The sequence below is a fragment of the Streptomyces sp. RP5T genome, assembly GCF_003933965.1.
GTDB lineage: Bacteria > Actinomycetota > Actinomycetes > Streptomycetales > Streptomycetaceae > Streptomyces.
Map to the genome: position 1 here is coordinate 1 of NZ_RSAJ01000061.1, position 25,562 is coordinate 25,562.

The following is a 25,562-nucleotide window of genomic DNA, read 5'->3' on the forward strand; positions in this document are numbered from 1 at the left end:
CCCCAAGACCATCCGCCTGGGCAGCCCCCGCCCCCGGCTGCGCCTGGTCGGCCTCGCGCTGACGCTGGTCCTGGCCGCCTTCGTCGTACGGCTGCTCCAGGTGCAGGCCGTCGACGCGAGCACCTACGCCGCCAAGGCCGAGCAGAACCGGTACGTCGGCTACACGCTGGCCGCCGAGCGCGGCGGGATCACCGACCGCGACGGCGTGGCCCTCGCGACCAGCGAGGACGCGTACGACATCACGGCCGACCCCACGCTGTTCTCCCGCAAGCAGCTCAAGATCGACGACGGTCCCGAGCAGGCCGCCGCGCTGCTCGCCCCGATCCTGGGGCAGGAGCAGGAGGCGATCGTCAAGAAGCTGCGGCCCAAGGACGAGAACCTCCGTTACGTCCTGCTTGCCAACCGGCAGACCCCGCAGGTCTGGAAGCAGATCAAGGACCTGAAGTCCGCGCTCGCCACCAAGAGCGAGACCGACCCGGGCACGGCCAACGTCCTGGCGGGCGTCCTGTCCGTGCCCACGACCAAGCGCGTGTACCCGAACGGCGACCTCGCCGCCGGGATACTGGGCTGGGTCAACGCCGACGGCAAGGGCGGCGGCGGTGTCGAGCAGCAGCTCAACTCCCTGCTGGCCGGCAAGGACGGCAAGATCCGCTATGCCCAGTCCGGCGGCCGCCAGGTGCCCACCGTGGGCTCCACCGAGACGCCCGCGGTGCCCGGCAGCGACGTCGAGCTCACCATCGACCGCGACATCCAGTGGGCCGCCCAGCAGGCCATCACCGACCAGGTGAAGAAGTCCAAGGCGGACCGCGGGTACGTGATAGTGCAGGACACGCGCACCGGTCAGGTCCTCGCCATGGCCAACTCGCCCGGCTTCGACCCCAACGACCTGTCGAAGGCGAGCTCGGTGAACATGGGCAACGCGGCCCTCCAGGACGCCTACGAGCCGGGCTCCACCGCCAAGATCATGTCGATGGCGGCCGTACTGGAACAGGGGGTCGCCACCCCGCTCACGCATGTGATCGTGCCCAACCGGCTGCACCGCGGCGACCGGCTCTTCAAGGACGACATCGACCACGAGACCTGGTACCTCACGCTCAACGGCGTGCTCGCCAAGTCCAGCAACATCGGCACCATCCTGGCCACCGGCCAGCTCGGCAAGACCCAGGCGCAGGCCAACCAGGTCCTCTACTCCTACCTGCGCAAGTTCGGCCTCGGCCGCTACAGCGGGCTCGACTTCCCCGGCGAGACCCCGGGCATCCTCGCCAAGCCCGCGGACTGGTCGACCTCGCAGCAGTACACGATTCCTTTCGGCCAGGGCGTGTCCCTCAACGCGATGCAGGCCGCGTCCGTCTACTCGACGATCGCCAACGGCGGGGTGCGGATCGAACCCACCCTCGTGCGCGGCACCAAGGGACCCGACGGACGCTTCACCCCCGCCGCGAAGCCCAAGGAGACAAGGGTCGTCAGCGCCAGGACGGCCAGGACGCTGGCCCAGATGCTGGAATCGGTCGTGGACGACCAGGAGGGCACCGGTACCAAGGCGCGCATCCCCGGCTACCGGGTCGCGGGCAAGACGGGCACCGCCAACCGTGTGGATCCGGCCACCGGCAAGTACAAGGGCTACACCTCGTCGTTCGCCGGGTTCGCGCCCGCCGACAAGCCGCGGATCACCGTCTACTGCGCCATCCAGAACGCCACCAGCGGCAGCTACTTCGGCGGCCAGATCTGCGGACCCGTCTACAAGCAGGTCATGGAGTTCGCCCTGAAGACCCTCCAGGTCCCGCCCACCGGGGCCAAGGCCGCGAAGCTGCCCGTGACCTACACGCCCTGACCGGCCCGGCACCAGCACCTCGTCAGCACCCCTGCCAGCACCTCGGAAAGGCCACCAGGAACCACCTCGTGACGACGATCACCTCCGATTCCGGCAACCAGGGCGTGCCCCGCCCCCTACTTCGCTCCGAGGCGGGTGCGCCCGGTACGCTCACCGCCGTGCCACACGCCGATCAGTCCCAAACCACCCAGAAGGGCGCACCCGTGACATATCCGGGACCGCCCCGGCCGGTCCAGGTCTCCGCCACCCCCCTCGCGGAGCTCGCCGATCAGCTGGGTGCCGAGCCGCCGCAGAAGGACGCGCAGGTCACGGGCATCACCCATGACTCGCGTGCCGTCCGCCCCGGTGACCTGTACGCCGCCCTCCCGGGCGCCCGTCTGCACGGCGCCGACTTCGTCACCCAGGCCCTCGGCCTCGGCGCGGTCGCGGTGCTGACCGACCCGACCGGCGCCGGGCGCGCGGCCGCGACCGGGCTCCCGGTCCTGGTCGTCGAGGACCCCCGCGCGCGCATGGGCGAACTGGCCACCACGATCTACGGCCACCCCGGCGAGGACCTGCTCCAGATCGGGATCACCGGCACCTCCGGCAAGACCACCACCGCCTATCTCGTCGAAGGCGGCCTCAAGGGGGCCAGGTCCACCGGTCTGATCGGCACCGTCGAGATGCGCATCGGCGACGAGCGCATCAAGTCCGAGCGCACCACGCCCGAAGCCACCGACCTCCAGGCCCTGTTCGCGGTCATGCGCGAGCGCGGGGTCGAGGCGGTCGCCATGGAGGTCTCCAGCCACGCGCTGGTCCTCGGCCGGGTCGACGGCTGTGTCTTCGACATCGGGGTCTTCACCAACCTCAGTCCGGAGCACATGGAGTTCCACTCCGACATGGAGGACTACTTCCAGGCCAAGGCGCAGCTCTTCACGCCGAAACGCAGCCGTCTCGGCGTCGTCAACTTCGACGACGAGTACGGCCGCAGGCTCGTCAAGGAGGCCACGGTCCCGGTCGTCACCTTCTCCGCCGAGGGCCACCCGGACGCCGACTGGCATGCCGAGGACGTCGAAGTCGGCCCCATGGACTCGACGTTCACCGCCGTCGGCCCCAAGGGCGAGCGGATCACCGCCAGGTCGCCGCTCGCGGGCCCCTTCAACGTGGCGAACACCCTCGCCGCGATCGTCGCCCTGGCCGTGGCCGGCATCGACCCGCAGACCGCCGCCGACGGCGTCGCCGCCGTACCGGGGGTCCCGGGCCGCCTGGAGCGCGTGGACGCCGGGCAGCCCTATCTCGCGGTCGTGGACTACGCCCACAAGACCGACGCCGTCGAGTCGGTGCTCAAGGCCCTCCGCAAGGTCACCGAGGGCAAGGTGCACATCGTGCTGGGCTGCGGCGGCGACCGTGACCGGACCAAGCGCGGGCCCATGGGCGCGGCCGCGGCCCGGCTCGCCGACACCGCCGTACTGACCTCCGACAACCCCCGCTCCGAGGACCCCCTCGCGATCCTCGCCACCATGCTCGAGGGCGCCGCGTCCGTACCGGCGCACGAACGCGGCGAGGTCCAGGTCTTCGAGGACCGGGCCGCCGCGATCGCCGCGGCCGTCGCCCGCGCGCAGCCCGGTGACACCGTGCTCGTCGCGGGCAAGGGCCACGAGCAGGGCCAGGACATCGCCGGGGTGGTCCGTCCCTTCGACGACCGCCAGGTACTTCGAGAAGCCATCCAGAAGACCCAGGGATGAACTTGTGATCGCCCTCTCTCTCGCCGAGATCGCCTCAGTCGTCGGCGGGCAGACACACGACATACCGGATCCGTCGGCGCAGGTGCGCGGCCCCGTCGTCATCGACTCCCGGAAGGTGGAGGACGGCAGTCTGTTCGCCGCCTTCGTGGGGGAGCGCGTCGACGGCCACGACTACGCCGACCAGGCCGTCCGGGCGGGCGCGGTGGCCGTGCTGGCCCAACGGCCCGTCGGGGTGCCCTCGATCGTCGTCGAGGACGTCCAGACGGCCCTCGGCGCCCTCGCGCGGCATGTCGTACGACGGCTCGGCGCGACCCTCGTCGGTCTGACCGGCTCGGCCGGCAAGACCAGCACCAAGGACCTCATCGCGCAGGTGCTCCAGCGCAAGGCGCCGACGGTGTTCACGCCCGGTTCGCTCAACAACGAGATCGGGCTGCCCCTCACGGCGCTCACCGCCACCGAGGAGACGCGGTTCCTCGTCCTGGAGATGGGCGCCCGCGGCATCGGCCACATCGCCTACCTCACGGACCTGACGCCGCCGAGCATCGGTCTCGTCCTGAACGTCGGAAGCGCCCACATCGGCGAGTTCGGCGGCCGCGAGCAGATCGCGCAGGCCAAGGGCGAGCTCGTGGAGGCGCTTCCGGAGGACGGCGCCGCGATCCTCAACGCCGACGATCCTCTCGTACGGGCCATGGCGTCCCGTACGAAGGCGAAGGTGCTCCTTTTCGGAGAGTCCGACGAAGCGGACGTTCGCGCCGAGAACGTGCGACTCATGGACAGCGGACAGCCCGCCTTCATGCTCCACACACCCTCCGGTGCAAGCGAAGTGACCATGCGCCTGTACGGTGAGCACCACGTGTCGAACGCGCTCGCCGCGGCCGCCGTCGCCCATGAGCTGGGCATGTCCGCAACCGAGATCGCCACCGCGCTCTCCGAGGCGGGCTCCCTCTCCCGCTGGCGTATGGAGGTCACCGAGCGCCCGGACGGCGTGACCATCGTCAACGACGCCTACAACGCGAACCCCGAGTCCATGCGGGCCGCTCTGCGCGCGCTCGCGGCCATGGGCAAGGGGCGGCGGACCTGGGCGGTGCTCGGCAAGATGGCCGAGCTCGGGGACGAGGCACTCGCCGAGCACGACGCGGTCGGACGGCTCGCCGTCCGGCTCAATGTCGGCAAGCTCGTCGCGGTCGGGGGCAGGGAAGCGTCCTGGCTGCAACTGGGCGCATATAACGAGGGTTCGTGGGGTGAGGAGTCGGTGCACGTGTCCGACGCACAGGCGGCGGTCGACCTGCTGCGCAGTGAATTGCGCCCGGGAGACGTCGTCCTCGTGAAGGCGTCCCGTTCGGTCGGCCTGGAAAGCGTCGCCCAGGCGCTGCTCGACGCCGAGGGCGAGGGTGCCGTCCGATGATGAAGCAGATCCTGTTCTCAGGAGTCATCGGCCTCTTTCTGACCCTGGTCGGCACCCCGCTGCTGATCAAGCTGCTCGCGCGCAAGGGTTACGGCCAGTACATCCGCGACGACGGCCCGCGCGAGCACGCCAGCAAGCGGGGTACGCCGACGATGGGCGGTATCGCCTTCATCCTGGCGACCGTCTTCGCCTACTTCCTGTCCAAGGTCATCACCGGCTACCCGCCCACCTTCTCGGGTCTGCTGGTGCTCGGCCTGATGTGCGGCATGGGCCTGGTCGGCTTCCTCGACGACTACATCAAGATCGTCAAGCGGCGTTCGCTGGGCCTGCGGGCCAAGGCGAAGATGGCGGGCCAGCTCATCGTCGGTATCAGCTTCGCGGTGCTCGCGCTGATGTTCCCGGACGCCCGCGGCAACACCCCGGCCTCCACCAAGCTGTCGTTCATCACCGACTTCGGCTGGAAGATCGGCCCGATCCTGTTCGTGGTCTGGGCGCTGTTCATGATCCTCGCGATGTCGAACGGCGTGAACCTCACCGACGGTCTGGACGGCCTCGCCACCGGCGCCTCCGTCCTCGTCTTCGGCGCCTACACCTTCATCGGCGTCTGGCAGTTCCAGGAGTCCTGCGCCAACGCGGGCACCCTGACCAACCCGGGTGCCTGCTACGAGGTGCGCGATCCGCTGGACCTCGCGGTGATCGCCTCCGCGCTGATGGGCGCCTGCCTCGGCTTCCTGTGGTGGAACACCTCGCCGGCCAAGGTCTTCATGGGCGACACCGGCTCGCTCGCGCTCGGCGGTGTCCTGACCGGCCTCGCGATCCTGTCCCGCACGGAACTCCTGGTCGCCATCATGGGCGGTCTGTTCGTCCTCATCACCATGTCGGTGGTCATCCAGGTCGGTTCGTTCCGGCTGACCGGCAAGCGCGTCTTCCGGATGGCGCCGCTCCAGCACCACTTCGAACTCAAGGGCTGGTCCGAAGTCCTCATCGTGGTCCGCTTCTGGATCATCCAGGGCATCTGTGTGATCGTCGGCCTGGGTCTCTTCTACGCGGGATGGGCAGCAGAAAAGTGACCTCCTCGGAGCACCTCGACTGGCAGGGCAAGCACGTCACCGTCGCCGGACTCGGTGTCTCCGGCATCCCGGCGGCCAAGGCGCTGCACGCGCGCGGCGCACACGTCACGGTCGTCAACGACGGCGACGACGCACGCGCGCGTGAGCAGGCCGCCGAGTTGGAGGCGCTGGGCATCGCCGTGCGCCTCGGCGACGGCGCGACCCTGCCCGAGGGCACCGAACTCGTCGTCACCGCGCCGGGCTGGAAGCCGGACAAGCCGCTCTTCACGGCGGCCCGCGCGGCCGGCCTGGAGATCTGGGGCGACGTGGAACTCGCCTGGCGGCTGCGCGGCCCCGACGCGCCCCCCTGGCTCGCCGTCACCGGCACCAACGGCAAGACGACCACCACCCAGATGCTGGCGTCGATCCTGAAGGCCGCGGGCCTGCGCACGGCCGCCGTCGGCAACATCGGCGTCTCCCTGCTGGACGCGGTGCTCGGCGACGAGCAGTACGACGTGCTGGCCGTGGAGTTGTCGAGCTATCAGCTCCACTGGGCGCCCTCCCTGCGCGCCCACTCCGCCGTCGTCCTCAACCTCGCGCCGGACCACCTCGACTGGCACGGCTCCATGGAGGCGTACGCCGCCGACAAGGGCCGTGTCTACGAGGGCAATCGGGTCGCCTGCGTCTACAACGTCGCCGACAAGGCCACCGAGGACCTGGTGCGCGAGGCGGACGTCGAGGAGGGCTGCCGGGCCGTCGGCTTCACCCTCGGCACCCCGGGGCCGTCCCAACTCGGCGTCGTCGAAGGCATCCTGGTCGACCGGGCCTTCGTCGAGGACCGGCACAAGAACGCCCAGGAGCTCGCCGAGATCTCCGACGTCGACCCGCCCGCGCCGCACAACATCGCCAACGCCCTTGCGGCGGCGGCCCTCGCGCGGGCCTTCGGGGTGCCCCCCAGGGCCGTACGGGACGGGCTGCGGGACTTCACCCCCGACGCCCACCGCATCTCCCACGTGGCCGACGTGGACTCGGTCGCCTACGTCGACGACTCCAAGGCCACCAACACGCATGCGGCGGAAGCCTCGTTGGCGGCCTACGAGTCGATCGTGTGGATCGCCGGCGGACTCGCCAAGGGCGCGACCTTCGACGAGCTGGTCGCCAAGTCGGCAAAGCGACTTCGCGGGGTCGTGCTCATCGGCCGGGACCGCGCCCTGATCCGCGAAGCCCTCGCGCGACACGCCCCGGAAGTACCCGTGGTGGACCTCGACCGGACCGACACTGGGGCGATGTCGGCGGCTGTCCAGGAGGCTTCGCGTCTCGCCGTCGCAGGCGACACCGTGCTGTTGGCGCCGGCCTGTGCGTCGATGGACATGTTCGCCAACTACAACAAGCGCGGGGAAGCGTTCGCGGAGGCGGTTCGCGGACTCGCCGGCGCGGGTGCCTGACGGCGGGTCTCGGCCGGGTCGGGCGCCACGGGACCCTTGGAGGGACGGGTGACTCGATGTGGCCGGTTGTCGTTCGGCTGCGGGTCGTGGGGGGCTGGTCGCGCAGTTCCCCGCGCCCCTAGGGGGTTGGCGGTGAGGCATGCCGAGTAGCCGGACCGGACGGCCGCCCGTCCAGCGGGCCCCGAGGCGTCCCGCCGCTCCCCGACCCGCACGCGAGAATCCCGTCCTGCGGCTCTACACACGCGCGCGCAAGGCCTGGGACCGGCCGCTGACCGCCTACTACCTGATCCTCGGCGGCAGTCTGCTGATCACCGTGCTCGGCCTGGTGATGGTGTACTCCGCCTCCCAGATCACGGCCCTGCAGATGTCGTTGCCGGGATCCTTCTTCTTCCGCAAGCAGTTCCTGGCCGCCGTCATCGGGGCCGTCCTGCTGCTGGTGGCCTCCCGGATGCCGGTCAAGCTGCACCGGGCGCTCGCCTACCCGATCCTGGCGGGCGCGGTCTTCCTGATGGCCCTGGTCCAGGTGCCGGGGATAGGGATGTCGGTCAACGGCAACCAGAACTGGATCTCGCTCGGCGGCTCCTTCCAGATCCAGCCCAGCGAGTTCGGCAAGCTCGCCCTCGTGCTGTGGGCGGCCGACCTGCTCGCCCGCAAGCAGGACAAGAAGCTGCTGACCCAGTGGAAGCACATGCTGGTGCCGCTCGTCCCGGTCGCCTTCCTGCTGCTCGGGCTGATCATGCTCGGCGGCGACATGGGCACGGCGATCATCCTGACGGCCATCCTGTTCGGCCTGCTGTGGCTCGCGGGGGCACCGACCCGGCTGTTCGTCGGAGTGCTGTCGATCGCCGGGCTGATCGGGATGATCCTCATCAAGACCAGCCCCAACCGCATGGCCCGGCTCGCCTGCATCGGCGCCACCGAGCCCAGGTCCGGCGGCGCCGACTGCTGGCAGGCCGTGCACGGCATCTACGCCCTCGCCTCGGGCGGGATCTTCGGCTCCGGGCTCGGTGCGAGCGTGGAGAAATGGGGCCAACTACCCGAAGCCCACACCGACTTCATCTTCGCCGTCACCGGTGAGGAACTGGGCCTCGCGGGGACGCTGTCGGTCCTCGCTCTCTTCGCGGCTCTAGGCTATGCGGGTATCCGCGTGGCCGGACGCACGGAGGACCCCTTCGTGAGGTATGCCGCGGGAGGCGTGACCACCTGGATCACCGCTCAGGCGGTGATCAACATCGGTGCGGTGCTCGGTCTGCTGCCGATCGCCGGCGTCCCGCTCCCGCTGTTCTCCTACGGAGGGTCCGCCCTGCTGCCGACCATGTTCGCCATCGGGCTGCTGATCGCGTTCGCGCGTGACGATCCCGCTGCGCGGGCGGCGCTTTCGATGCGGCAACCCCGCTTTGGTAGAAAGCGGGCGGGAGGCGCCGTGCCGGCACGGGGGCCTCGGAGATGGAACACGATGCGACGGCGCGCCCCATCGGCGCGTTCGTCCGGAGAGCGGTGAATTTCGGTGCATGTCGTACTCGCCGGTGGGGGGACCGCCGGCCACATCGAGCCCGCGCTCGCCCTCGCGGACGCCCTGCGCAGGCAGGACCCCACCGTGGGGATCACGGCCCTGGGCACGGAGCGGGGCCTGGAGACCAAGCTCGTCCCGCAGCGCGGCTACGAGCTCGCGCTCATCCCGGCCGTCCCGCTGCCCCGTAAGCCCACCCCCGAGCTGATCACCGTCCCGGGACGGCTGCGCGGCACGATCAAGGCCACCGAGCAGATCCTGGAGCGCACGAAGGCGGACGCGGTCGTCGGCTTCGGCGGCTACGTGGCACTGCCCGGCTATCTCGCCGCCAAGCGGCTCGGGGTGCCGATCGTGATCCACGAGGCCAACGCCCGCCCCGGCCTCGCCAACAAGATCGGGTCCCGGTACGCCGCCCAGGTCGCGGTCGCCACGCCGGACAGCAAGCTGCGCAACTCCCGGTACATCGGCATCCCGCTGCGGCACACCATCGCCACCCTGGACCGGGCCGCCGCCCGTCCCGAGGCCCGCGCGATGTTCGGCCTCGACCCGAACCTGCCGACGCTGCTGGTCTCCGGCGGCTCGCAGGGCGCCCGGCGCCTCAACGAGGTCGTCCAGCAGGTCGCGCCCTGGCTCCAGCAGGCCGGGATCCAGATCCTGCACGCGGTCGGCCCCAAGAACGAACTGCCGCACGTACAGCAGATGCCGGGAATGCCCCCCTACATCCCGGTAAGTTACCTGGACCGGATGGATCTCGCGTACGCCGCGGCCGACATGATGCTCTGCCGCGCGGGCGCGATGACCGTCGCCGAACTCTCCGCCGTCGGGCTCCCGGCCGCCTATGTCCCGCTGCCCATCGGCAACGGTGAACAGCGGCTGAACGCCCAGCCGGTGGTCAAGGCCGGCGGCGGACTGCTGGTCGACGACGCGGAACTGACCCCCGAGTGGGTACGGGGCAACGTCCTGCCCGTGCTCGCCGACCCGCACCGGCTGTACGAGATGTCCCGCGCCGCCGCCGAGTTCGGCCGCCGGGACGCCGACGACCTGCTCGTCGGCATGGTGTACGAGGCGATCGCCTCGCACCGACGCCAGTAGCCAGGAAGAGGGAGTGGGCGTGGCCGGATCGACGACCGCCGAGCGCGGTGAACGCCAGCAGGAGTCGTCCGGCCCGCCTCCCGCCCGGCGGTTGAGGGTGCGTCGGCTTCGTATGATCATCATCCTCGCGGTGGCGCTCGTGCTTCTCTCCGCGGGCGCCGTCTGGCTGTTGTACGGCTCCCAGTGGCTGCGCGTCGAACGCGTCTCGGTCTCGGGGACCCTGGTGCTGACGCCGGAACAGGTACGCGAGGCCGCCGACGTCCCGGTCGGCGCGCCGCTGATTTCCGTCGACACCGATGCGATCGAGGCTCGACTTCGCCGGAAATTGCCCCGAATTGACTCAGTTGCCGTCGAGCGGTCCTGGCCTCATGGAATCGGCCTGAAAGTGACCGAACGTACGCCTGTCCTGCTTGTCCAAAAGGGCGGAAACTTTGTCGAAGTGGACGATGACGGTGTCCGGTTCGCCACGGTTTCCCAGGCCCCGAAAGGCGTTCCCGCACTGGAATTGGCGCTCTCCCGGCCGGACTCCCGTGCCGCGAGCCTGCGCCGCTTCGGTGAGGAGCGGCTCGTGCGCGAGGCGGTCCGGGTGGCGGGGGACATTCCGGTCGACGTCGCGCGCGCGACCCGTTCCGTCAAGGTGCGTTCGTACGACGACATCTCGCTGGAGCTGAGGGGCGGCCGCACCGTCGTCTGGGGGAGCGGCGAGAAGGGTGCCGCGAAGGCCCGTACGCTCACCGCTCTCATGAAAGCCGCCCCCGATGCGCGGTACTTCGACGTCAGCGTTCCCACCGCCCCTGCGTCAGCGGGGAGTTGACGCACATCAGCGCAGGCCAGCACCCTGGTTGGGCACTGCTATGGCTGATCACATAGGGTGAAAAGAAAAACGGGAGGTTCGGCGTGTTCGTTGAACGTGCGCCACTTGTCGACTTAGTGTCCTGTTCAGAAGACTCCAGGGAACAGACACACTGGTAACCCTAAACTTCAGCGTTAGGGTTCGGGTCGGCACTACGGACCGTCCCATTCGGCATCAGTCGACGGATCGCGAGGCAGCAGTGCCCCGTTCGTTCCGGCGACACGTAACTCGAGGCGAGAGGCCTTCGACGTGGCAGCACCGCAGAACTACCTCGCAGTCATCAAAGTCATCGGTGTCGGCGGCGGTGGTGTCAATGCCATCAACCGGATGATCGAGGTCGGTCTCAAGGGCGTCGAGTTCATCGCCATCAACACCGACGCGCAGGCGCTGTTGATGAGCGACGCCGACGTCAAGCTCGACGTCGGCCGCGAACTCACCCGCGGACTCGGCGCCGGCGCCAACCCGGCCGTCGGCCGCAAGGCCGCCGAGGACCACCGCGAGGAGATCGAGGAGGTCCTCAAGGGGGCCGACATGGTCTTCGTGACGGCCGGTGAAGGCGGCGGCACCGGCACCGGCGGCGCGCCCGTCGTGGCCAACATCGCCCGCTCGCTCGGCGCCCTCACCATCGGCGTGGTCACCCGCCCCTTCACCTTCGAGGGCCGGCGCCGCGCCAACCAGGCCGAGGACGGCATCGCGGAACTCCGCGAAGAGGTCGACACCCTCATCGTCATCCCCAACGACCGGCTGCTGTCCATCTCGGACCGCCAGGTCTCGGTGCTCGACGCCTTCAAGTCGGCCGACCAGGTCCTGCTCTCCGGTGTGCAGGGCATCACCGACCTCATCACCACGCCCGGTCTGATCAACCTCGACTTCGCCGACGTCAAGTCGGTCATGTCCGAGGCCGGTTCGGCCCTCATGGGCATCGGCTCGGCCCGCGGCGACGACCGCGCGGTGGCCGCGGCCGAGATGGCGATCTCCTCGCCCCTCCTGGAGGCGTCCATCGACGGCGCCCGGGGCGTGCTGCTCTCCATCTCCGGCGGCTCCGACCTCGGCCTGTTCGAGATCAACGAAGCGGCCCAGCTGGTCAGCGAGGCCGCCCACCCCGAGGCCAACATCATCTTCGGCGCGGTGATCGACGACGCCCTCGGCGACGAGGTCCGTGTCACCGTGATCGCCGCCGGCTTCGACGGAGGCCAGCCGCCCGCCCGCCGCGAGACGGTCATGGGATCGTCCTCGACCACGGCCCGCCGCGAGGAGCCCGCTCCGGTACGGCCGGCCGAGAGCCGCCCGTCCTTCGGCTCGCTCGGCAGCGTCACGCCGAAGGAGGACCCGGAGCCCGCACCCGAGCCGGCCGCCGACCTCCCGGTCGCCCCGCCGGTCCCGCCGTCGCGCAGCTACTCCGACAGCGCGGCCGAGGAACTGGACGTGCCGGACTTCCTGAAGTGATAGGGCAGCGCGAGAGCGTGAGCGGCGCGCACTTCGCCTTCACCGACCGGTGGGGTGGGGTGAGCGCCGCTCCGTATGAGGAGCTCAACCTCGGCGGGGCGGTCGGCGACGACCCCGGCGCCGTGGGGAGCAACCGCGAACTGGCCGCCAAGTCGCTCGGTCTCGACCCGGCCCGCGTGGTCTGGATGAACCAGGTGCACGGCGCGGACGTCGCGGTCGTCACCGAGCCCTGGGGCGACAAGCCGGTGCCCCGGGTCGACGCGCTCGTCACCGCCGAGCGCGGTCTCGCCCTCGCCGTCCTCACCGCTGACTGCACTCCGGTGCTGCTCGCCGACCCGGTCGCCGGGATCGCCGCGGCCGCCCACGCGGGCCGGCCCGGCATGGTCGCCGGTGTCGTCCCGGCGGCGCTACGCGCGATGACCGAGCTCGGAGCCGATCCCGCCCGGATCGTCGCCCGCACCGGACCGGCCGTCTGCGGCAGGTGCTACGAAGTGCCCGAGCAGATGCGCGCCGAGGTCGCCGCCGTCGAACCGGCGGCGCACGCCGAGACGAGTTGGGGCACTCCGGCGCTCGACGTGACTGCCGGAGTGCATGCGCAGCTCGACCGGCTCGGGGTGCGCGACCGGCGGCAGTCGCCGGTGTGCACGCTGGAGTCGGGCGACCACTTCTCGTACCGTCGCGAGCGCACCACGGGGCGACTCGCGGGATATGTCTGGCTGGACTGATGGGGCATGACGGACCGTAAGGACGAACTCGCCGCGAATCTGGCGAAAGTGGAAGAGCGCATCGCCGCCGCGTGCGCGGCAGCCGGGCGGGCACGGGAAGAGGTGACCCTCGTCGTGGTCACCAAGACCTATCCCGCCAGCGATGTGCGGATCCTCTCCGGGCTCGGTGTGCGCCACGTCGCCGAGAACAAGGACCAGGACGCGGCACCCAAAGCCGCCGAATGCTCGGATCTGCCCCTTACTTGGCACTTCGTTGGGCAATTGCAGACCAACAAAGTGCGATCTGTCGTGGGTTACGCGGATCTCGTGCAGTCCGTCGATCGTTCGAAGTTGGTGACGGCTCTCTCCAGGGAGGCCGTGAAGGCCGGGCGTGAGGTGGGCTGCCTGATCCAGGTGGCCCTCGATGCCGGTGCGAGCGAGCGAGGGGAGCGGGGTGGCGTGGCGCCGGGCGGAATCGAGGAGTTGGCCGGTCTCGTGGCCGGGGCCCCGGGGTTGCGGCTCGACGGACTGATGACCGTCGCCCCGCTCACCGGGGAGTACGCGGGACGCGAACAGGCGGCGTTCAAGCGGTTGATGGATTTGTCGACCGACCTGCGCCGAGCCCATCCGGCTGCGAACATGGTCTCGGCAGGGATGAGTGCGGACCTCGAGCAGGCCGTGGCGGCTGGGGCGACACATGTGCGCGTCGGCACCGCGGTACTCGGAGTCCGCCCCAGGCTCCGGTAACGTCGCCAGGAAGTCGGACCACAGCAGAAAATATGGTCATTACCGCCGAAGGCGGTCATAACGACCTCGTGGATCGCGGGCACTTGGCAGTCGTCAGCCGATCCACCACAGAGCGGAGGACTCAGAGAATGGCCGGCGCGATGCGCAAGATGGCGGTCTACCTCGGCCTCGTGGAGGACGATGGGTACGACGGCCGCGGTTTCGACCCCGACGACGACTTCGAACCGGAACTCGACCCGGAGCCCGAGCGGGACCGCCGACGGCATGAGCCGTCTCACCAGTCACATCAGGCACACCAGCCTGAAAGGGATGAATCGGTCAGAGTTGTGCAGCCCTCCGTGCCGCGCGACCCGGTGCCCCGATCCTCTTCGCTCGCCGCTGAATCGGTGCGTCCCGCGCGCATCGCGCCCGTGGCGTCCATCACACAAGAGCGCGCAAGCCTGGAGAAGAACGCACCGGTGATCATGCCCAAGGTCGTGTCGGAACGAGAGCCTTACCGGATCACCACACTTCACCCCCGGACCTACAACGAGGCCCGTACCATCGGGGAACACTTCCGTGAGGGCACCCCGGTGATCATGAATCTGACTGAGATGGATGACACAGACGCCAAGCGACTTGTCGACTTTGCGGCCGGTTTGGTGTTTGGTCTTCACGGCAGCATCGAGCGGGTGACGCAGAAGGTGTTCCTGTTGTCGCCTGCTAACGTCGATGTCACGGCGGAGGACAAGGCCCGCATCGCAGAGGGCGGGTTCTTCAACCAGAGCTGAGAAGCAACAACCGGAACGAAGTACGAACAGGGGAGAGGGAAAGACAGACCATGAGCGTGTTCGCGCAGGTGATCTACATCGCGCTGATGGTGTTCCTCATCGTGCTCATCTTTCGGTTGGTCATGGACTACGTCTTCCAGTTCGCCCGCTCGTGGCAACCCGGCAAGGCGATGGTGGTCGTTCTGGAGGCCACCTACACTGTCACCGATCCACCGTTGAAGCTTCTGCGGCGGTTCATCCCGCCGCTGCGTCTCGGGGGCGTGGCGCTCGACCTGTCCTTCTTCGTGCTGATGATCATCGTTTACATCCTCATCTCCGTCACGGGAAACCTGGCGAGGTGACTGTGGACGATACGGTCTTGCCGACTGCCGATGACTACGTTGAGGTGAAGAGATGCCGTTGACCCCCGAGGACGTGCGGAACAAGCAGTTCACGACCGTCCGCCTCCGAGAAGGCTATGACGAGGACGAGGTCGATGCCTTCCTCGATGAGGTCGAAGCCGAACTGACGCGCCTGCTGCGCGAGAACGAGGACCTGCGCGCCAAACTGGCCGCGGCGACGCGTGCTGCTGCCCAGAACCAGCAGAACATGCGCAAGCCCCCCGAGCAGCAGGACCAGCAGCAGGGTGGCATGCCCGGCCAGGGGATGCCGCAGCAGGGTATGCGTGGGCCCGGTCCCGGCGCCCCCGTACCTGCCGGCATATCCGGTCCGCCGCAGCAGCAGATGGGTGGCCCCATGGGTGGCCCGCCCCAGCTGCCGAGTGGTGCGCCGCAGCTGCCCGCCGGCCCCAGCGGCCAGGGTGGCCCGCAGGGTCCCGGACAGATGGGTCAGGGTCCGATGGGCCAGGGCCCCATGGGTCAGGGCCCGATGGGTCAGGGCACCATGGGCGGTCAGCCGCCCATGCAGCAGCAGATGGGTGGCCCGATGGGCGGCCCCATGGGCGGTCCGATGGGCGGCCCCGGTCAGGGCCCCGGTGGCGACAGCGCCGCCCGTGTCCTCTCGCTGGCCCAGCAGACCGCCGACCAGGCGATCGCCGAGGCCCGTTCCGAGGCCAACAAGATCGTCGGCGAGGCGCGTTCGCGTGCCGAGGGTCTTGAGCGTGACGCCCGTGCCAAGGCCGACGCCCTGGAGCGGGACGCGCAGGAGAAGCACCGCGTCGCGATGGGCTCCCTGGAGTCCGCCCGCGCCACGCTGGAGCGCAAGGTCGAGGACCTGCGCGGCTTCGAGCGCGAGTACCGCACGCGTCTGAAGTCGTACCTTGAGTCGCAGCTGCGTCAGCTGGAGACCCAGGCCGACGACTCGCTGGCTCCGCCGCGCACCCCGGCGACCGCGTCGCTGCCGCCGTCCCCGGCGCCTTCCATGGCCCCGGCCGGTGCCAGTGCCCCGTCGTACGGCGGCAACCCGGGCGGCATGGGCGGCGGTCCTTCGCCGGCCGCTCCGTCCTACGGCGGCCAGCAGCAGATGTCGCCCGCGATGACCCAGCCGATGGCGCCGGTGCGGCCGCAGGGTCCCGGTCCGATGGGCCAGGCTCCCTCGCCCATGCGTGGCTTCCTCATCGACGAGGACGACAACTGACGGCCTCTAGTACGCCTTAGGCGTCGGCAGCGTTCAGGGCGAGACCCCGGATTTCGATCCGGGGTCTCGCCCTTTTACGCGGGTTGATCACCATGTCGCCGGCACGGAGAAGGCCCGGTCCCCGAGCGGGGGACCGGGCCTTCTGCGGTGCTGCTACGCCTTGCGCAGACGGAACGTCAGCGACAGGCCCTCGTCCGTGAACGGGGTGCCGTACGTCTCGTCCGCCTCTCCCTGTGCGAAGTCCGTCGCCAGGACCTCGTCGGAGATCAGCCCCGCGTGCTCGGTGAGAGCAGCGATCACGGCCGGGTCGGTGGCCGTCCAGCGCAGGGCGATGCGGTCGGCCACGTCGAGGCCGCTGTTCTTGCGGGCCTCCTGGATCAGCCGGATCGCGTCACGGGCGAGGCCCGCCCGGCGGAGCTCCTCGGTGATCTCCAGGTCCAGGGCCACCGTCGCACCGGAGTCGGACGCCACCGACCAGCCCTCGCGCGGGGTTTCCGTGATGATCACCTCGTCGGGGGCGAGCGTGACCGTCTCGCCGTCGACCTCAACCGACGCCGTGCCCTCGCGCAGGGCGAGGGAGAGCGCGGCCGCGTCGGCGTTCGCCACAGCCTTCGCCACGTCCTGGACGCGCTTGCCGAACCGCTTGCCGAGCGCGCGGAAGTTGGCCTTAGCCGTGGTGTCGACCAGGCTGCCGCCGACGTCGCTCAGGGAGGCGAGCGCGCTCACGTTCAGCTCGTCCGTGATCTGCGCGTGCAGTTCACGGTCCAGGGCGTCGAAGCCGGTCGCGGCGATGAGCGCCCGGGACAGCGGCTGACGGGTCTTCACGCCCGACTCCGCGCGCGTGGCGCGGCCCAGCTCGACGAGCCGGCGCACCAGCACCATCTGCTTCGACAGCTCCGGGTCGATGGCGGTCAGGTCCGCCTCCGGCCACGAGGTCAGGTGCACCGACTCCGGTGCGCCCGGGGTGACCGGCACGACCAGGTCCTGCCAGACCCGCTCGGTGATGAACGGGGTCAGCGGGGCCATCAGCTTGGTGACCGTCTCGACGACCTCGTGCAGGGTGCGCAGCGCGGCCTTGTCGCCCTGCCAGAAACGGCGCCGGGAGCGGCGGACGTACCAGTTGGACAGGTCGTCGACGAACGCCGACAGGAGCTTTCCGGCGCGCTGGGTGTCGTACGCCTCCAGGGACTGGGTCACCTGGTCGGTCAGCGCGTGCAGTTCGGACAGCAGCCAGCGGTCCAGGACCGGGCGCTCGGCCGGGGCCGGGTCCGCCTCGCTGGGCGCCCAGTTCGACGTACGGGCGTACAGGGCCTGGAAGGCGACCGTGTTCCAGTAGGTGAGGAGGGTCTTCCTCACCACCTCCTGGATGGTGCCGTGGCCCACGCGGCGAGCCGCCCAGGGGGAGCCGCCGGCCGCCATGAACCAGCGCACCGCGTCCGCGCCGTGCCGGTCCATCAGCGGGATCGGCTCCAGGGTGTTGCCCAGGTGCTTGGACATCTTGCGGCCGTCCTCGGCGAGGATGTGGCCGAGGCAGACGACGTTCTCGTACGAGGACTTGTCGAAGACCAGGGTGCCGACGGCCATCAGCGTGTAGAACCAGCCGCGCGTCTGGTCGATGGCCTCGGAGATGAACTGCGCCGGGTAGCGGGACTCGAACAGTTCCTTGTTCTTGTACGGGTAGCCCCACTGCGCGAACGGCATCGAACCCGAGTCGTACCAGGCGTCGATGACCTCCGGCACGCGCGTGGCCGTCTTTCCGCAGCCGCCCTGGGGGCAGGCGAAGGTGACCGCGTCGATGTACGGGCGGTGCGGGTCGAGGCCGGAGTGGTCCGTGCCGGTCAGCTCGGTGAGCTCCGCGCGGGAGCCGACGACGGTGAGGTGGTCGTCCTCGCAGCGCCAGATCGGCAGCGGGGTGCCCCAGTAGCGGTTGCGGGACAGCGCCCAGTCGATGTTGTTCTGGAGCCAGTCGCCGAAGCGGCCGTGCTTGACCGTCTCCGGGAACCAGTTGGTGTTCTCGTTCTCCTGGAGGAGGCGGTCCTTGGCCGCGGTGGTGCGGATGTACCAGGAAGGCTGCGCGTAGTAGAGGAGCGCGGTGTGGCAGCGCCAGCAGTGCGGGTAGCTGTGCTCGTACGGGATGTGCCGGAAGAGGAGGCCGCGCTGCTGGAGGTCCTCGGTGAGCTGTTCGTCCGCCTTCTTGAAGAAGACGCCGCCGACCAGGGGGACGTCCTCCTCGAACGTGCCGTCCCGGCGGACGGGGTTCACGACGGGCAGGCCGTAGGCGCGGCAGACCTTGAGGTCGTCCTCACCGAACGCGGGGGACTGGTGTACCAGACCCGTACCGTCCTCGGTCGTGACGTACTCGGCGTTGACCACGTAGTGGGCCGGCTCCGGGAACTCCACGAGCTCGAACGGACGTTGATACGTCCAGCGCTCCATTTCGGCGCCGGTGAAGGACTGGCCGGTGATCTCCCAGCCCTCGCCGAGCGCCTTGGCGACGAGCGGTTCGGCGACGACGAGCTTCTCCTCGCCGTCGGTCGCGACGACGTAGGTGACCTCGGGGTGCGCGGCGACGGCCGTGTTGGACACCAGGGTCCAGGGAGTCGTCGTCCACACCAGGAGCGCGGCCTCACCGGCGAGCGGACCGGAGGTGAGCGGGAAACGGACGTACACGGAAGGGTCGACGATCGTCTCGTAGCCCTGCGCCAGCTCGTGGTCCGACAGGCCTGTCTCGTCGCGGGGGCACCAGGGGGCCACGCGGTAGTCCTGGACCAGCAGGCCCTTGTTGAAGATCTCCTTCAGCGACCACCAGACCGACTCGATGTACTCCGGGTCCATCGTGCGGTAGGGGTCCTGGAGGTCGGTCCAGTACCCCATGCGGGTCGTGAGCGCCTCGAAGGCGTCGGTGTGGCGGGTCACGGACTCGCGGCACTTGGCGTTGAACTCGGCGATGCCGTACGCCTCGATGTCCTTCTTGCCGGTGAAGCCGAGCTCCTTCTCGACCGCCAGCTCCACCGGCAGGCCGTGGCAGTCCCAGCCGGCCTTGCGGGCCACGTGGTAGCCGCGCATGGTGCGGAAGCGGGGGAAGACGTCCTTGAAGACGCGGGCCTCGATGTGGTGGGCGCCCGGCATGCCGTTGGCGGTGGGCGGGCCCTCGTAGAACACCCACTCGGGGCGGCCCTCGGACTGCTCCAGGGTCTTGGCGAAGATCTTCTGCTCACGCCAGAAGTCGAGCACCGCGTGCTCGAGGGCGGGCAGGTCGACCTGGGCGGGCACCTGGCGGTACTGCGTCATCAGTCTTCCTCCGGCGGATGTGCTGCCTTCCGTCCGGAGGGACGAGAGCCTTCTTCTCTACGCCGGTCTCGGCGCGCTCCCGCGGTACCACCCTCCTTGGCCCGCCGGCACGGGGTGTGTACCGGTGAGCCCCCTCATTGGGGTCGCGATGCCGGGTCTACGCCCCCTGCTGGGGGTTCTTCCGGCGGCTCCGGGGTGATCTTCACGTCGCGCTCGCCCCCGGGCTTCCACCGTCCCCGGGTCGCTCTGGGCTGCGTACGTCGCTACTCGTCCCCATCCACGCTTTTCGCTCCGCCCAGTGTACGGCGCCCCGACGACAGCGGCGGACCGGTTTTCCGGAGCCGGGCGGGCGGGCCGCCGCGGGGCGTGGAGTGACCCGAATGGAGCGGCACGGCTGTTCGGATCCTGGGACGGACGGTCCGGCGGATTACCCGGCGGGGAGCTGGGCACAACGCTTGCATGCTTCCCGCCTCGCGCGCGGGGGGCGGGCGAATCGGGCGGCGTGCCCCGTTGCCGCGGGACTCAAGTCGATTTATCGTCCCAGCACGATTCGCGAGCAAGATCACAATATGTGAAGGGGCCGCGGCATGGTGGCTAAGAAGACCGCCGAACAGCAGTCGGCGTCGGGCCGGTCCACCCATGCCCGTGCCTCCGGCGAGGCCAAGGGCGCGGGCGCGAAGAAGAGCACGCGCGGGGTGGCGTCCGGGGGGTCGGCCGGAGCGGCGGCCAAGGCCGTGAAGGCGGTCGGCGCCGCGGCGAAGAGCGTCGCGAAGAAGGCGGCTGCCACCAAGAGCACCGCCAAGAGCACCGCCAAGAGCACCGCCAAGAGCACCGCGAAGAGCACCGCGAAGAGCACGGCCAGGAGCGCTTCCGCGCGGGAGAAGGGTTCGGCGGACAGACCGGAGGCGGGCCCGCCGGTCGGCGGGACGGCGGAGACCACCAGGGGCGTCGGCAAGGCCTCGGTCGCCCAGCAGACGGCGGCGAAGAAGGCGGCCGGCAAGAAGGCGGTCGCCGGGAAACCCCCGGCTGCTGAGAAGAAGGCGGTCACGAAGAAGACTGCGGCCAAGAGCGCGGCTGCCAAGAAGAGCACGGCAAAGAGCACGTCGAAAAGCACGGCCAAGAGCGTGGCCGCGTCGAAGACCGCCGCCAGGAGCACGACCGGAACCAAGGCCGCGGCCAAGAAGGCGGCTGCGGCGAAGGCCACGGGGAAGAAGACGGCCGTGAAGAACACCACGGTCGAGGAGACGGTCGCCACGGAGGCCGGTGCCCCGCGGGGGGACGCCGGACAGGGCGCCTCCGGCAGGAACACCCCCACGAAGAAGGCGGCCGGGAAGAGCACGGCCCACAAGGCGGGCGCGGCCGAGGCCGCGAAGCAGACGGGAGCCACGACGGTGGTTGCGAAGAAGACCCCTGGCACGGCCACAGCGCCGAAGACCGCCCTGCCCAACGCGCGTGTCGCCGCGGTGGAGCCCGGCGAACTCGCGGTGCGCCCGGGTGAGGACCCCTGGACGCCCGGGGAGGTCGAGGAGGCCCGCGCGGAACTCACGGCCGAGGCCCTGCGGCTGCGCACCGAGATCACCACCTCCGAGGAGTCCCTGGTCGGGCTCATGCGGGACTCCGGGGACGGCGCCGGCGACGACCAGGCCGACACCGGGACCAAGAACATCACGCGCGAGAGCGAGATGGCCCTCGCGGCCAACGCGCGCGAGATGCTCACCCAGACCGAGCGCGCCCTCGGACGCCTCGACGCCGGCACCTACGGCCTGTGCGAGAACTGCGGCAACCCCATCGGCAAGGCGCGCATGCAGGCCTTCCCGCGCGCGACCCTGTGCGTGGAGTGCAAGCAGAAGCAGGAACGCCGGTACTGAGGGTGCTTGCAGGCGTGTCGTACCCTCGTCCTCAGTCAGGTACCTAGGTCGAGGGACTCACGTGGCAGAGGCGGAGCGCATCATCGGTACGCCGGATACCCCAGAGGCGGCGGGGACCGAGCCGGAGCAGGCGGCGCGGCCCCGGGGCAGGCGCCGCATCGCCGTGCTGTTCACGGTGGCCGCGTTCGCGTACGCCCTCGACCTGATCAGCAAGATGATCGTGGTCGCCAGGCTGGAGCACCACGAGCCGATCGAGATCATCGGGGACTGGCTGAAGCTGGAGGCGATCCGCAACGCGGGCGCGGCCTTCGGCTTCGGTGAGGCCTTCACCGTGATCTTCACGGTGATCGCCGCGGCCGTGATCGTGGTCATCGCCCGGCTCGCCCGCAAGCTCTACAGCCTGCCCTGGGCGATCGCCCTCGGGCTGCTGCTGGGCGGCGCGCTCGGCAACCTCACCGACCGGCTCTTCCGCTCGCCCGGTGTCTTCGAGGGCGCGGTCGTCGACTTCATCGCCCCCAAGCACTTCGCCGTCTTCAACCTCGCCGACTCGGCGATCGTGTGCGGCGGGATCCTGATCGTGCTGCTGTCCTTCAAGGGCCTCGACCCGGACGGGACCGTCCACAAGGACTGAGCGCGCGGTCGGCGCTGTCTCACCCGTCCGGCATACTCGACGGGTGAGCACCATTCCCGAGATCCGTACCCTGCCCGTGCCCGACGGCCTGGAGGGCGAGCGCGTCGACGCCGCCATCTCCCGCATGTTCGGCTTCTCCCGCACCAAGGCGGCCGAGCTCGCCGCCGCGGGGAAGGTCATGGTCGACGGGTCGGTGGTCGGGAAGTCCGAGCGGGTGCACGGCGGGGCCTGGCTGGAGGTCGAGATGCCGCAGGCGCCCGCGCCGGTGCAGATCGTCGCCGAGCCGGTCGAGGGCATGGAGATCGTCCATGACGATGACGACGTGGTCGTGATCGTCAAGCCGGTCGGCGTGGCCGCGCACCCCTCGCCGGGCTGGACCGGGACGACCGTGATCGGCGGGCTCGCCGCCGCCGGGTACCGCATCTCCACCTCCGGGGCCGCCGAGCGCCAGGGCATCGTGCACCGGCTGGACGTGGGCACCTCGGGGCTGATGGTCGTGGCGAAGTCGGAGCGGGCGTACACCTCGCTCAAGCGCCAGTTCAAGGAGCGCACGGTCGACAAGCGGTACCACACGCTCGTCCAGGGCCACCCGGACCCGACCAGCGGCACCATCGACGCGCCCATCGGCCGGCACCCGAACCACGACTACAAGTGGGCGGTCACCGCCGAGGGCAAGCCGTCCGTCACGCACTACGACCTCATCGAGGCGTTCCGCGCGGCCTCCCTGCTCGACGTGAAGCTGGAGACCGGGCGAACCCACCAGATCCGCGTCCACATGGCGGCCCACCGCCACCCCTGCGTCGGCGACCTGACGTACGGCGCCGACCCGACGCTCGCCAAGCGGCTGCGGCTGACCCGCCAGTGGCTGCACGCGGTGCGGCTCCGCTTCGAGCACCCCGGGGACGGCGAGTGGGTGGAGTTCGCCAGCGACTACCCGGCGGACCTCCAGCAGGCCCTGGACCTGGTGCGCGAGGAGACCTACGGGTGAGCACGCCCGCGTACCGGGTGCGGGTCGCCGAGGACCCCGCCGACCGTGAGGCCTGCTTCGCGGTGCGCAAGGAGGTTTTCGTCGGCGAGCAGGGCGTGCCCGAGGACATCGAGTACGACGTCTACGACGCCGTGGCGGTCCACGTGCTGGCCGTGCGGGAGGACGGACTGCCGCTCGGGACCGGGCGGCTGCTGTCCGGCGAGGCGGCCGCCGGGAAGACCGGAGGTGACGCGTCGGTGGGGTCGCTGGGGCGGCTCGCGGTGACCCGGGAGGCGCGCGGGCTCGGGGTCGGGGCCGCGCTCGTGCGGGCCGTGGAACAGGCGGCACGCGCGCGAGGGCTGACGGCTGTCGACCTGCACGCCCAGACGCATGCGCTGGGGTTCTACGAGCGGCTGGGGTACGTGGCCTACGGGCCGGAGTTCCCGGACGCGGGGATGCCGCACCGGGCCATGCGCCGGGTTCTGTGACCTTCGGCGGGAGCGGCGGTCGGGAGGGTCCGGGCGTTTTGCGGGCAGACTGAAGTGACCGATGTTCTGTCGATCTGCCCGGAGTTCTGACCGTGGATCAGCTGGCCCTGTTGTTCGTGTTGTTGCTGGGGGCTCTGATCAGCGTGCCGGTGGGGGACCGTTTCGGGCTGCCGTCGCCGGTGCTGATGACGCTGCTCGGGATAGTGCTCGCGGTGCTGGACTTCGTGCCGAACGTCGACATCCCGCCCGAGCTGATCCTGCCGATCTTGTTGCCGCCTCTGCTGTACGCGGCGGTGCGGCGCACATCCTGGCGCCAGTTCACCGCCAACAAACGGCCCATCTTCCTGCTCGCCGTCGCGCTCGTGTTCGTGACGACCCTGTGTGTGGCCGCCGTCGCCCACGCGATCGTGCCGGGGCTGCCGATCGCCGCCGCCGTCGCGCTCGGCGCGCTGGTCGCACCGCCCGACCCGGTCGCCGCAACCGCCGTCGCGGGCCAGCTGGGGCTGCCCCGCAGACTGGTGTCCATCCTGGAGGGCGAGGGGCTGTTCAACGACGTCACGGCGATCGTGCTCTACCACGTGGCGGTCGCCGCGGCCGTCAGCGGCTCGTTCACGGCGGGGGAGGCCGGCCTGGAGTTCGTGCTCTCCGCGGTGGTCGCCGTCGCCGTCGGGCTCGGGCTCGGCTGGGGCGCCAACAAGCTGATGGACCTGCTGGGCGACGCCACCCTCCAGATCGGCCTGACGGTGCTCGTGCCGTACGCCTCCTACGTACTCGCCGAGGAGCTGCACGGCTCCGGGGTGCTCGCCGTGCTGACCACCGCCCTGTTCCTCGCCGAGTACGGCACCGACGCCGACGACGTGATGACCCGGCTGGCCGGGCACACCTTCTGGGACATCGTCGACACGCTCGTCACCGGTGTGGCCTTCGGGCTCATCGGGCTCGAACTGCACAACGCCATCCGGACCGCGTCCGGGCGCTGGGGCGAGATGCTCGGCTGGGCCGCGGCGATCGTCGCCGTGGTCGTCCTGGTACGGCTGGCGTGGCTGATGCCGGCCACCTGGCTGACCAAGCGGATGCACGCCAAGCGGGACTACAGCGAGGAGATCCCGACGAGCTGGCGGGAGACCGTCATCATGTGGTGGTCCGGGATGCGGGGCGTGGCCTCGGTGGCGCTGGCGCTGGCCATCCCGCTGGAGACCGACTCGGGGGCGGGCTTTCCCGACCGGGACGAGATCATCTTCATCGCCTTCGGGGTGATCATGGCCACGCTGGTGCTCCAGGGACTGACGCTGCCGTGGCTGGTGAAGCGGCTGGGGGTGCAGTCCGACAGCGAGCGGGAGAAGGAGTTCGAGAAGGCCCTCGCGGTCCGGGCGGCGAAGGCGGCCAAGCGGCGGCTGCGGGAGATCGAGGCCGTGGAGGAGCTGCCGGAGGAGCTGTCCGAGCAGATGCAGCGGCGGGCCTTCGAGATCGGTGTGCGCATCTCTCCCGAGATGGGGGACGAGGAGCGGCGCGAGGCCCGGCGGCGCATCAAGCGGGTGCGGCGCATCCAGGGCGAGCTGCTGAGCGCGGCCCGGCACGAGGTGCTGGCGGCGCGCAGCGAGCCCGGGGCCGATCCCGAGGTGGTGGACCGGGTACTGCGGCACCTGGACGTCCGCAGCCTGCGCTGAGCCCGCGGGAACCGGGTGAACGCAGCTCCTGTTTGTAGGCTGGCGTCATGGCTCGCAATGTGGTGATCAGCGGTGGCGGTACGGGAATCGGGCTCGCGGCGGCGCAGGTGTTCGCCGCGGAAGGGGACCGGGTGCTGCTGCTCGGGCGGCGCGCCGGGGTGCTGGAGAAGGCCGGGGTGCCCGGGGCGCTGACGTACGCCGCCGATCTGACCGACGTCGATCAGGTGCGCGGGGTGGTCGGGTTCGTGGAGCGTGAACTGGGGGCCGTGGACGTGCTGATCCACGGCGCCGGGGGCACCGGACAGCTCGAACCTCCCGTCGACAGCTCCGATCCGCTCGATGCCGTCGCGCACAACTGGACTGTGAACTTCCGGCTCAATCTGCTGAGCGCGGCACTGCTCACCGAGGGGCTGAAGGACCGGCTCGCCTCCCCGGGCGGCCGGGTCCTGTTCGTCAGCTCCATCGCCGCCTACCGGGGGTCCGGGAGCGGGGCGTACGG

The 25,562-nt window shown here is 70.2% G+C and carries 21 protein-coding genes; 20 read left to right on the forward strand and 1 reads right to left on the reverse strand.

Annotated features, from left to right (window positions below; all coding sequences use genetic code 11):
• The 14 genes from EHS43_RS09590 to EHS43_RS09655 all read left to right on the forward strand — a co-directional run.
• On the forward strand, window positions 1-1,831 hold a 1,831-nt coding region (locus EHS43_RS09590; RefSeq protein ID WP_312023414.1), incomplete at its 5' end, for a penicillin-binding protein 2.
• A 203-nt stretch (window positions 1,832-2,034) separates the two neighbouring features.
• Window positions 2,035-3,555 (forward strand): UDP-N-acetylmuramoyl-L-alanyl-D-glutamate--2,6-diaminopimelate ligase, encoded by a 1,521-nt coding sequence (locus EHS43_RS09595; protein WP_125190101.1) that lies wholly within the window; start codon window positions 2,035-2,037, stop codon window positions 3,553-3,555.
• 4 nt (window positions 3,556-3,559) lie between these two features.
• Window positions 3,560-4,960, forward strand: coding sequence for a UDP-N-acetylmuramoyl-tripeptide--D-alanyl-D-alanine ligase (gene murF, locus EHS43_RS09600; protein ID WP_125190102.1), 1,401 nt, complete (start codon window positions 3,560-3,562; stop codon window positions 4,958-4,960).
• Complete coding sequence (mraY, locus tag EHS43_RS09605; protein ID WP_125190103.1) at window positions 4,957-6,030, forward strand: phospho-N-acetylmuramoyl-pentapeptide-transferase; 1,074 nt, start codon at window positions 4,957-4,959, stop codon at window positions 6,028-6,030. Before murF ends, mraY begins: the two co-directional genes overlap by 4 nt.
• A complete protein-coding gene (gene murD, locus EHS43_RS09610; RefSeq protein WP_260470455.1) occupies window positions 6,012-7,454 on the forward strand; it encodes a UDP-N-acetylmuramoyl-L-alanine--D-glutamate ligase in 1,443 nt (480 codons plus the stop codon). Before mraY ends, murD begins: the two co-directional genes overlap by 19 nt.
• 139 nt (window positions 7,455-7,593) lie before the next feature.
• On the forward strand, window positions 7,594-8,955 hold the full coding sequence (gene ftsW, locus EHS43_RS09615) for a putative lipid II flippase FtsW (RefSeq protein WP_125190104.1): 1,362 nt from the start codon (window positions 7,594-7,596) through the stop codon (window positions 8,953-8,955).
• Between the two features lie 6 nt (window positions 8,956-8,961).
• Window positions 8,962-10,056, forward strand: a complete 1,095-nt coding sequence (gene murG / locus EHS43_RS09620; protein WP_125190105.1) for an undecaprenyldiphospho-muramoylpentapeptide beta-N-acetylglucosaminyltransferase — start codon at window positions 8,962-8,964, stop codon at window positions 10,054-10,056.
• Between the two features lie 19 nt (window positions 10,057-10,075).
• On the forward strand, window positions 10,076-10,870 hold the full coding sequence (locus EHS43_RS09625; RefSeq protein WP_125190106.1) for a cell division protein FtsQ/DivIB: 795 nt from the start codon (window positions 10,076-10,078) through the stop codon (window positions 10,868-10,870).
• A 288-nt stretch (window positions 10,871-11,158) separates the two neighbouring features.
• On the forward strand, window positions 11,159-12,355 hold the full coding sequence (gene ftsZ, locus EHS43_RS09630; RefSeq protein ID WP_125190107.1) for a cell division protein FtsZ: 1,197 nt from the start codon (window positions 11,159-11,161) through the stop codon (window positions 12,353-12,355).
• Entirely contained in the window at window positions 12,352-13,080 is a 729-nt protein-coding gene (gene pgeF / locus EHS43_RS09635) for a peptidoglycan editing factor PgeF (protein WP_125190108.1), read from the forward strand. The genes ftsZ and pgeF overlap by 4 nt, the downstream gene beginning before the upstream one ends.
• A 6-nt stretch (window positions 13,081-13,086) precedes the next feature.
• Window positions 13,087-13,806, forward strand: a complete 720-nt coding sequence (locus tag EHS43_RS09640; protein WP_125190109.1) for a YggS family pyridoxal phosphate-dependent enzyme — start codon at window positions 13,087-13,089, stop codon at window positions 13,804-13,806.
• Between the two features lie 128 nt (window positions 13,807-13,934).
• On the forward strand, window positions 13,935-14,576 hold the full coding sequence (locus tag EHS43_RS09645; RefSeq protein ID WP_125190110.1) for a cell division protein SepF: 642 nt from the start codon (window positions 13,935-13,937) through the stop codon (window positions 14,574-14,576).
• A 50-nt stretch (window positions 14,577-14,626) separates the two neighbouring features.
• Window positions 14,627-14,917 carry a YggT family protein gene (locus EHS43_RS09650; RefSeq protein WP_007381412.1) on the forward strand — a complete coding sequence of 97 codons (291 nt, stop codon included), beginning with the start codon at window positions 14,627-14,629 and terminating at the stop codon, window positions 14,915-14,917.
• A 52-nt stretch (window positions 14,918-14,969) separates the two neighbouring features.
• Complete coding sequence (locus EHS43_RS09655) at window positions 14,970-16,151, forward strand: DivIVA domain-containing protein (RefSeq protein ID WP_125190111.1); 1,182 nt, start codon at window positions 14,970-14,972, stop codon at window positions 16,149-16,151.
• A 153-nt stretch (window positions 16,152-16,304) separates the two neighbouring features.
• Here EHS43_RS09655 and ileS read toward each other — a convergent pair whose 3' ends face one another.
• Window positions 16,305-19,442: an isoleucine--tRNA ligase gene (ileS, locus tag EHS43_RS09660; RefSeq protein WP_125190112.1), complete on the reverse strand. Its 3,138-nt coding sequence runs from the start codon at window positions 19,440-19,442 to the stop codon at window positions 16,305-16,307.
• A 587-nt stretch (window positions 19,443-20,029) separates the two neighbouring features.
• On the opposite strand from ileS, the gene EHS43_RS09670 reads away from it, so the two are divergent.
• From EHS43_RS09670 to EHS43_RS09695, 6 genes are all read left to right on the forward strand, one after another.
• Window positions 20,030-21,310: a TraR/DksA family transcriptional regulator gene (locus tag EHS43_RS09670; protein WP_125190113.1), complete on the forward strand. Its 1,281-nt coding sequence runs from the start codon at window positions 20,030-20,032 to the stop codon at window positions 21,308-21,310.
• A 61-nt stretch (window positions 21,311-21,371) separates the two neighbouring features.
• Window positions 21,372-21,941 carry a signal peptidase II gene (lspA, locus tag EHS43_RS09675; protein ID WP_125190114.1) on the forward strand — a complete coding sequence of 190 codons (570 nt, stop codon included), beginning with the start codon at window positions 21,372-21,374 and terminating at the stop codon, window positions 21,939-21,941.
• Window positions 21,942-21,984: 43 nt separating this feature from the next.
• The gene (locus EHS43_RS09680) at window positions 21,985-22,929 is read left to right on the forward strand and encodes an RluA family pseudouridine synthase (RefSeq protein WP_125190115.1); all 945 of its coding nucleotides are present in this window, start codon (window positions 21,985-21,987) and stop codon (window positions 22,927-22,929) included.
• Window positions 22,926-23,396, forward strand: a complete 471-nt coding sequence (locus EHS43_RS09685; RefSeq protein ID WP_125190116.1) for a GNAT family N-acetyltransferase — start codon at window positions 22,926-22,928, stop codon at window positions 23,394-23,396. Before EHS43_RS09680 ends, EHS43_RS09685 begins: the two co-directional genes overlap by 4 nt.
• Before the next feature lie 92 nt (window positions 23,397-23,488).
• Window positions 23,489-25,063 carry a Na+/H+ antiporter gene (locus EHS43_RS09690; RefSeq protein WP_125190117.1) on the forward strand — a complete coding sequence of 525 codons (1,575 nt, stop codon included), beginning with the start codon at window positions 23,489-23,491 and terminating at the stop codon, window positions 25,061-25,063.
• Window positions 25,064-25,110: 47 nt separating this feature from the next.
• The coding region (locus tag EHS43_RS09695) for an SDR family oxidoreductase (protein WP_148104031.1) at window positions 25,111-25,562 on the forward strand (452 nt) is incomplete at its 3' end.

What these genes read in the sequence shown, in the direction of transcription:
- mraY (WP_125190103.1), top strand. Translation starts at nt 4,957, where the DNA reads ATGATGAAGCAGATCCTGTTCTCAGGAGTCATCGGCCTCTTTCTGACC.
- murD (WP_260470455.1), top strand. Translation starts at nt 6,012, where the DNA reads ATGGGCAGCAGAAAAGTGACCTCCTCGGAGCACCTCGACTGGCAGGGC.
- ftsW (WP_125190104.1), top strand. Translation starts at nt 7,594, where the DNA reads ATGCCGAGTAGCCGGACCGGACGGCCGCCCGTCCAGCGGGCCCCGAGG.
- EHS43_RS09640 (WP_125190109.1), top strand. Translation starts at nt 13,087, where the DNA reads ATGACGGACCGTAAGGACGAACTCGCCGCGAATCTGGCGAAAGTGGAA.
- EHS43_RS09645 (WP_125190110.1), top strand. Translation starts at nt 13,935, where the DNA reads ATGGCCGGCGCGATGCGCAAGATGGCGGTCTACCTCGGCCTCGTGGAG.
- EHS43_RS09650 (WP_007381412.1), top strand. Translation starts at nt 14,627, where the DNA reads ATGAGCGTGTTCGCGCAGGTGATCTACATCGCGCTGATGGTGTTCCTC.
- EHS43_RS09655 (WP_125190111.1), top strand. Translation starts at nt 14,970, where the DNA reads ATGCCGTTGACCCCCGAGGACGTGCGGAACAAGCAGTTCACGACCGTC.
- ileS (WP_125190112.1), bottom strand. Translation starts at nt 19,442, where the DNA reads ATGACGCAGTACCGCCAGGTGCCCGCCCAGGTCGACCTGCCCGCCCTC.
- EHS43_RS09670 (WP_125190113.1), top strand. Translation starts at nt 20,030, where the DNA reads ATGGTGGCTAAGAAGACCGCCGAACAGCAGTCGGCGTCGGGCCGGTCC.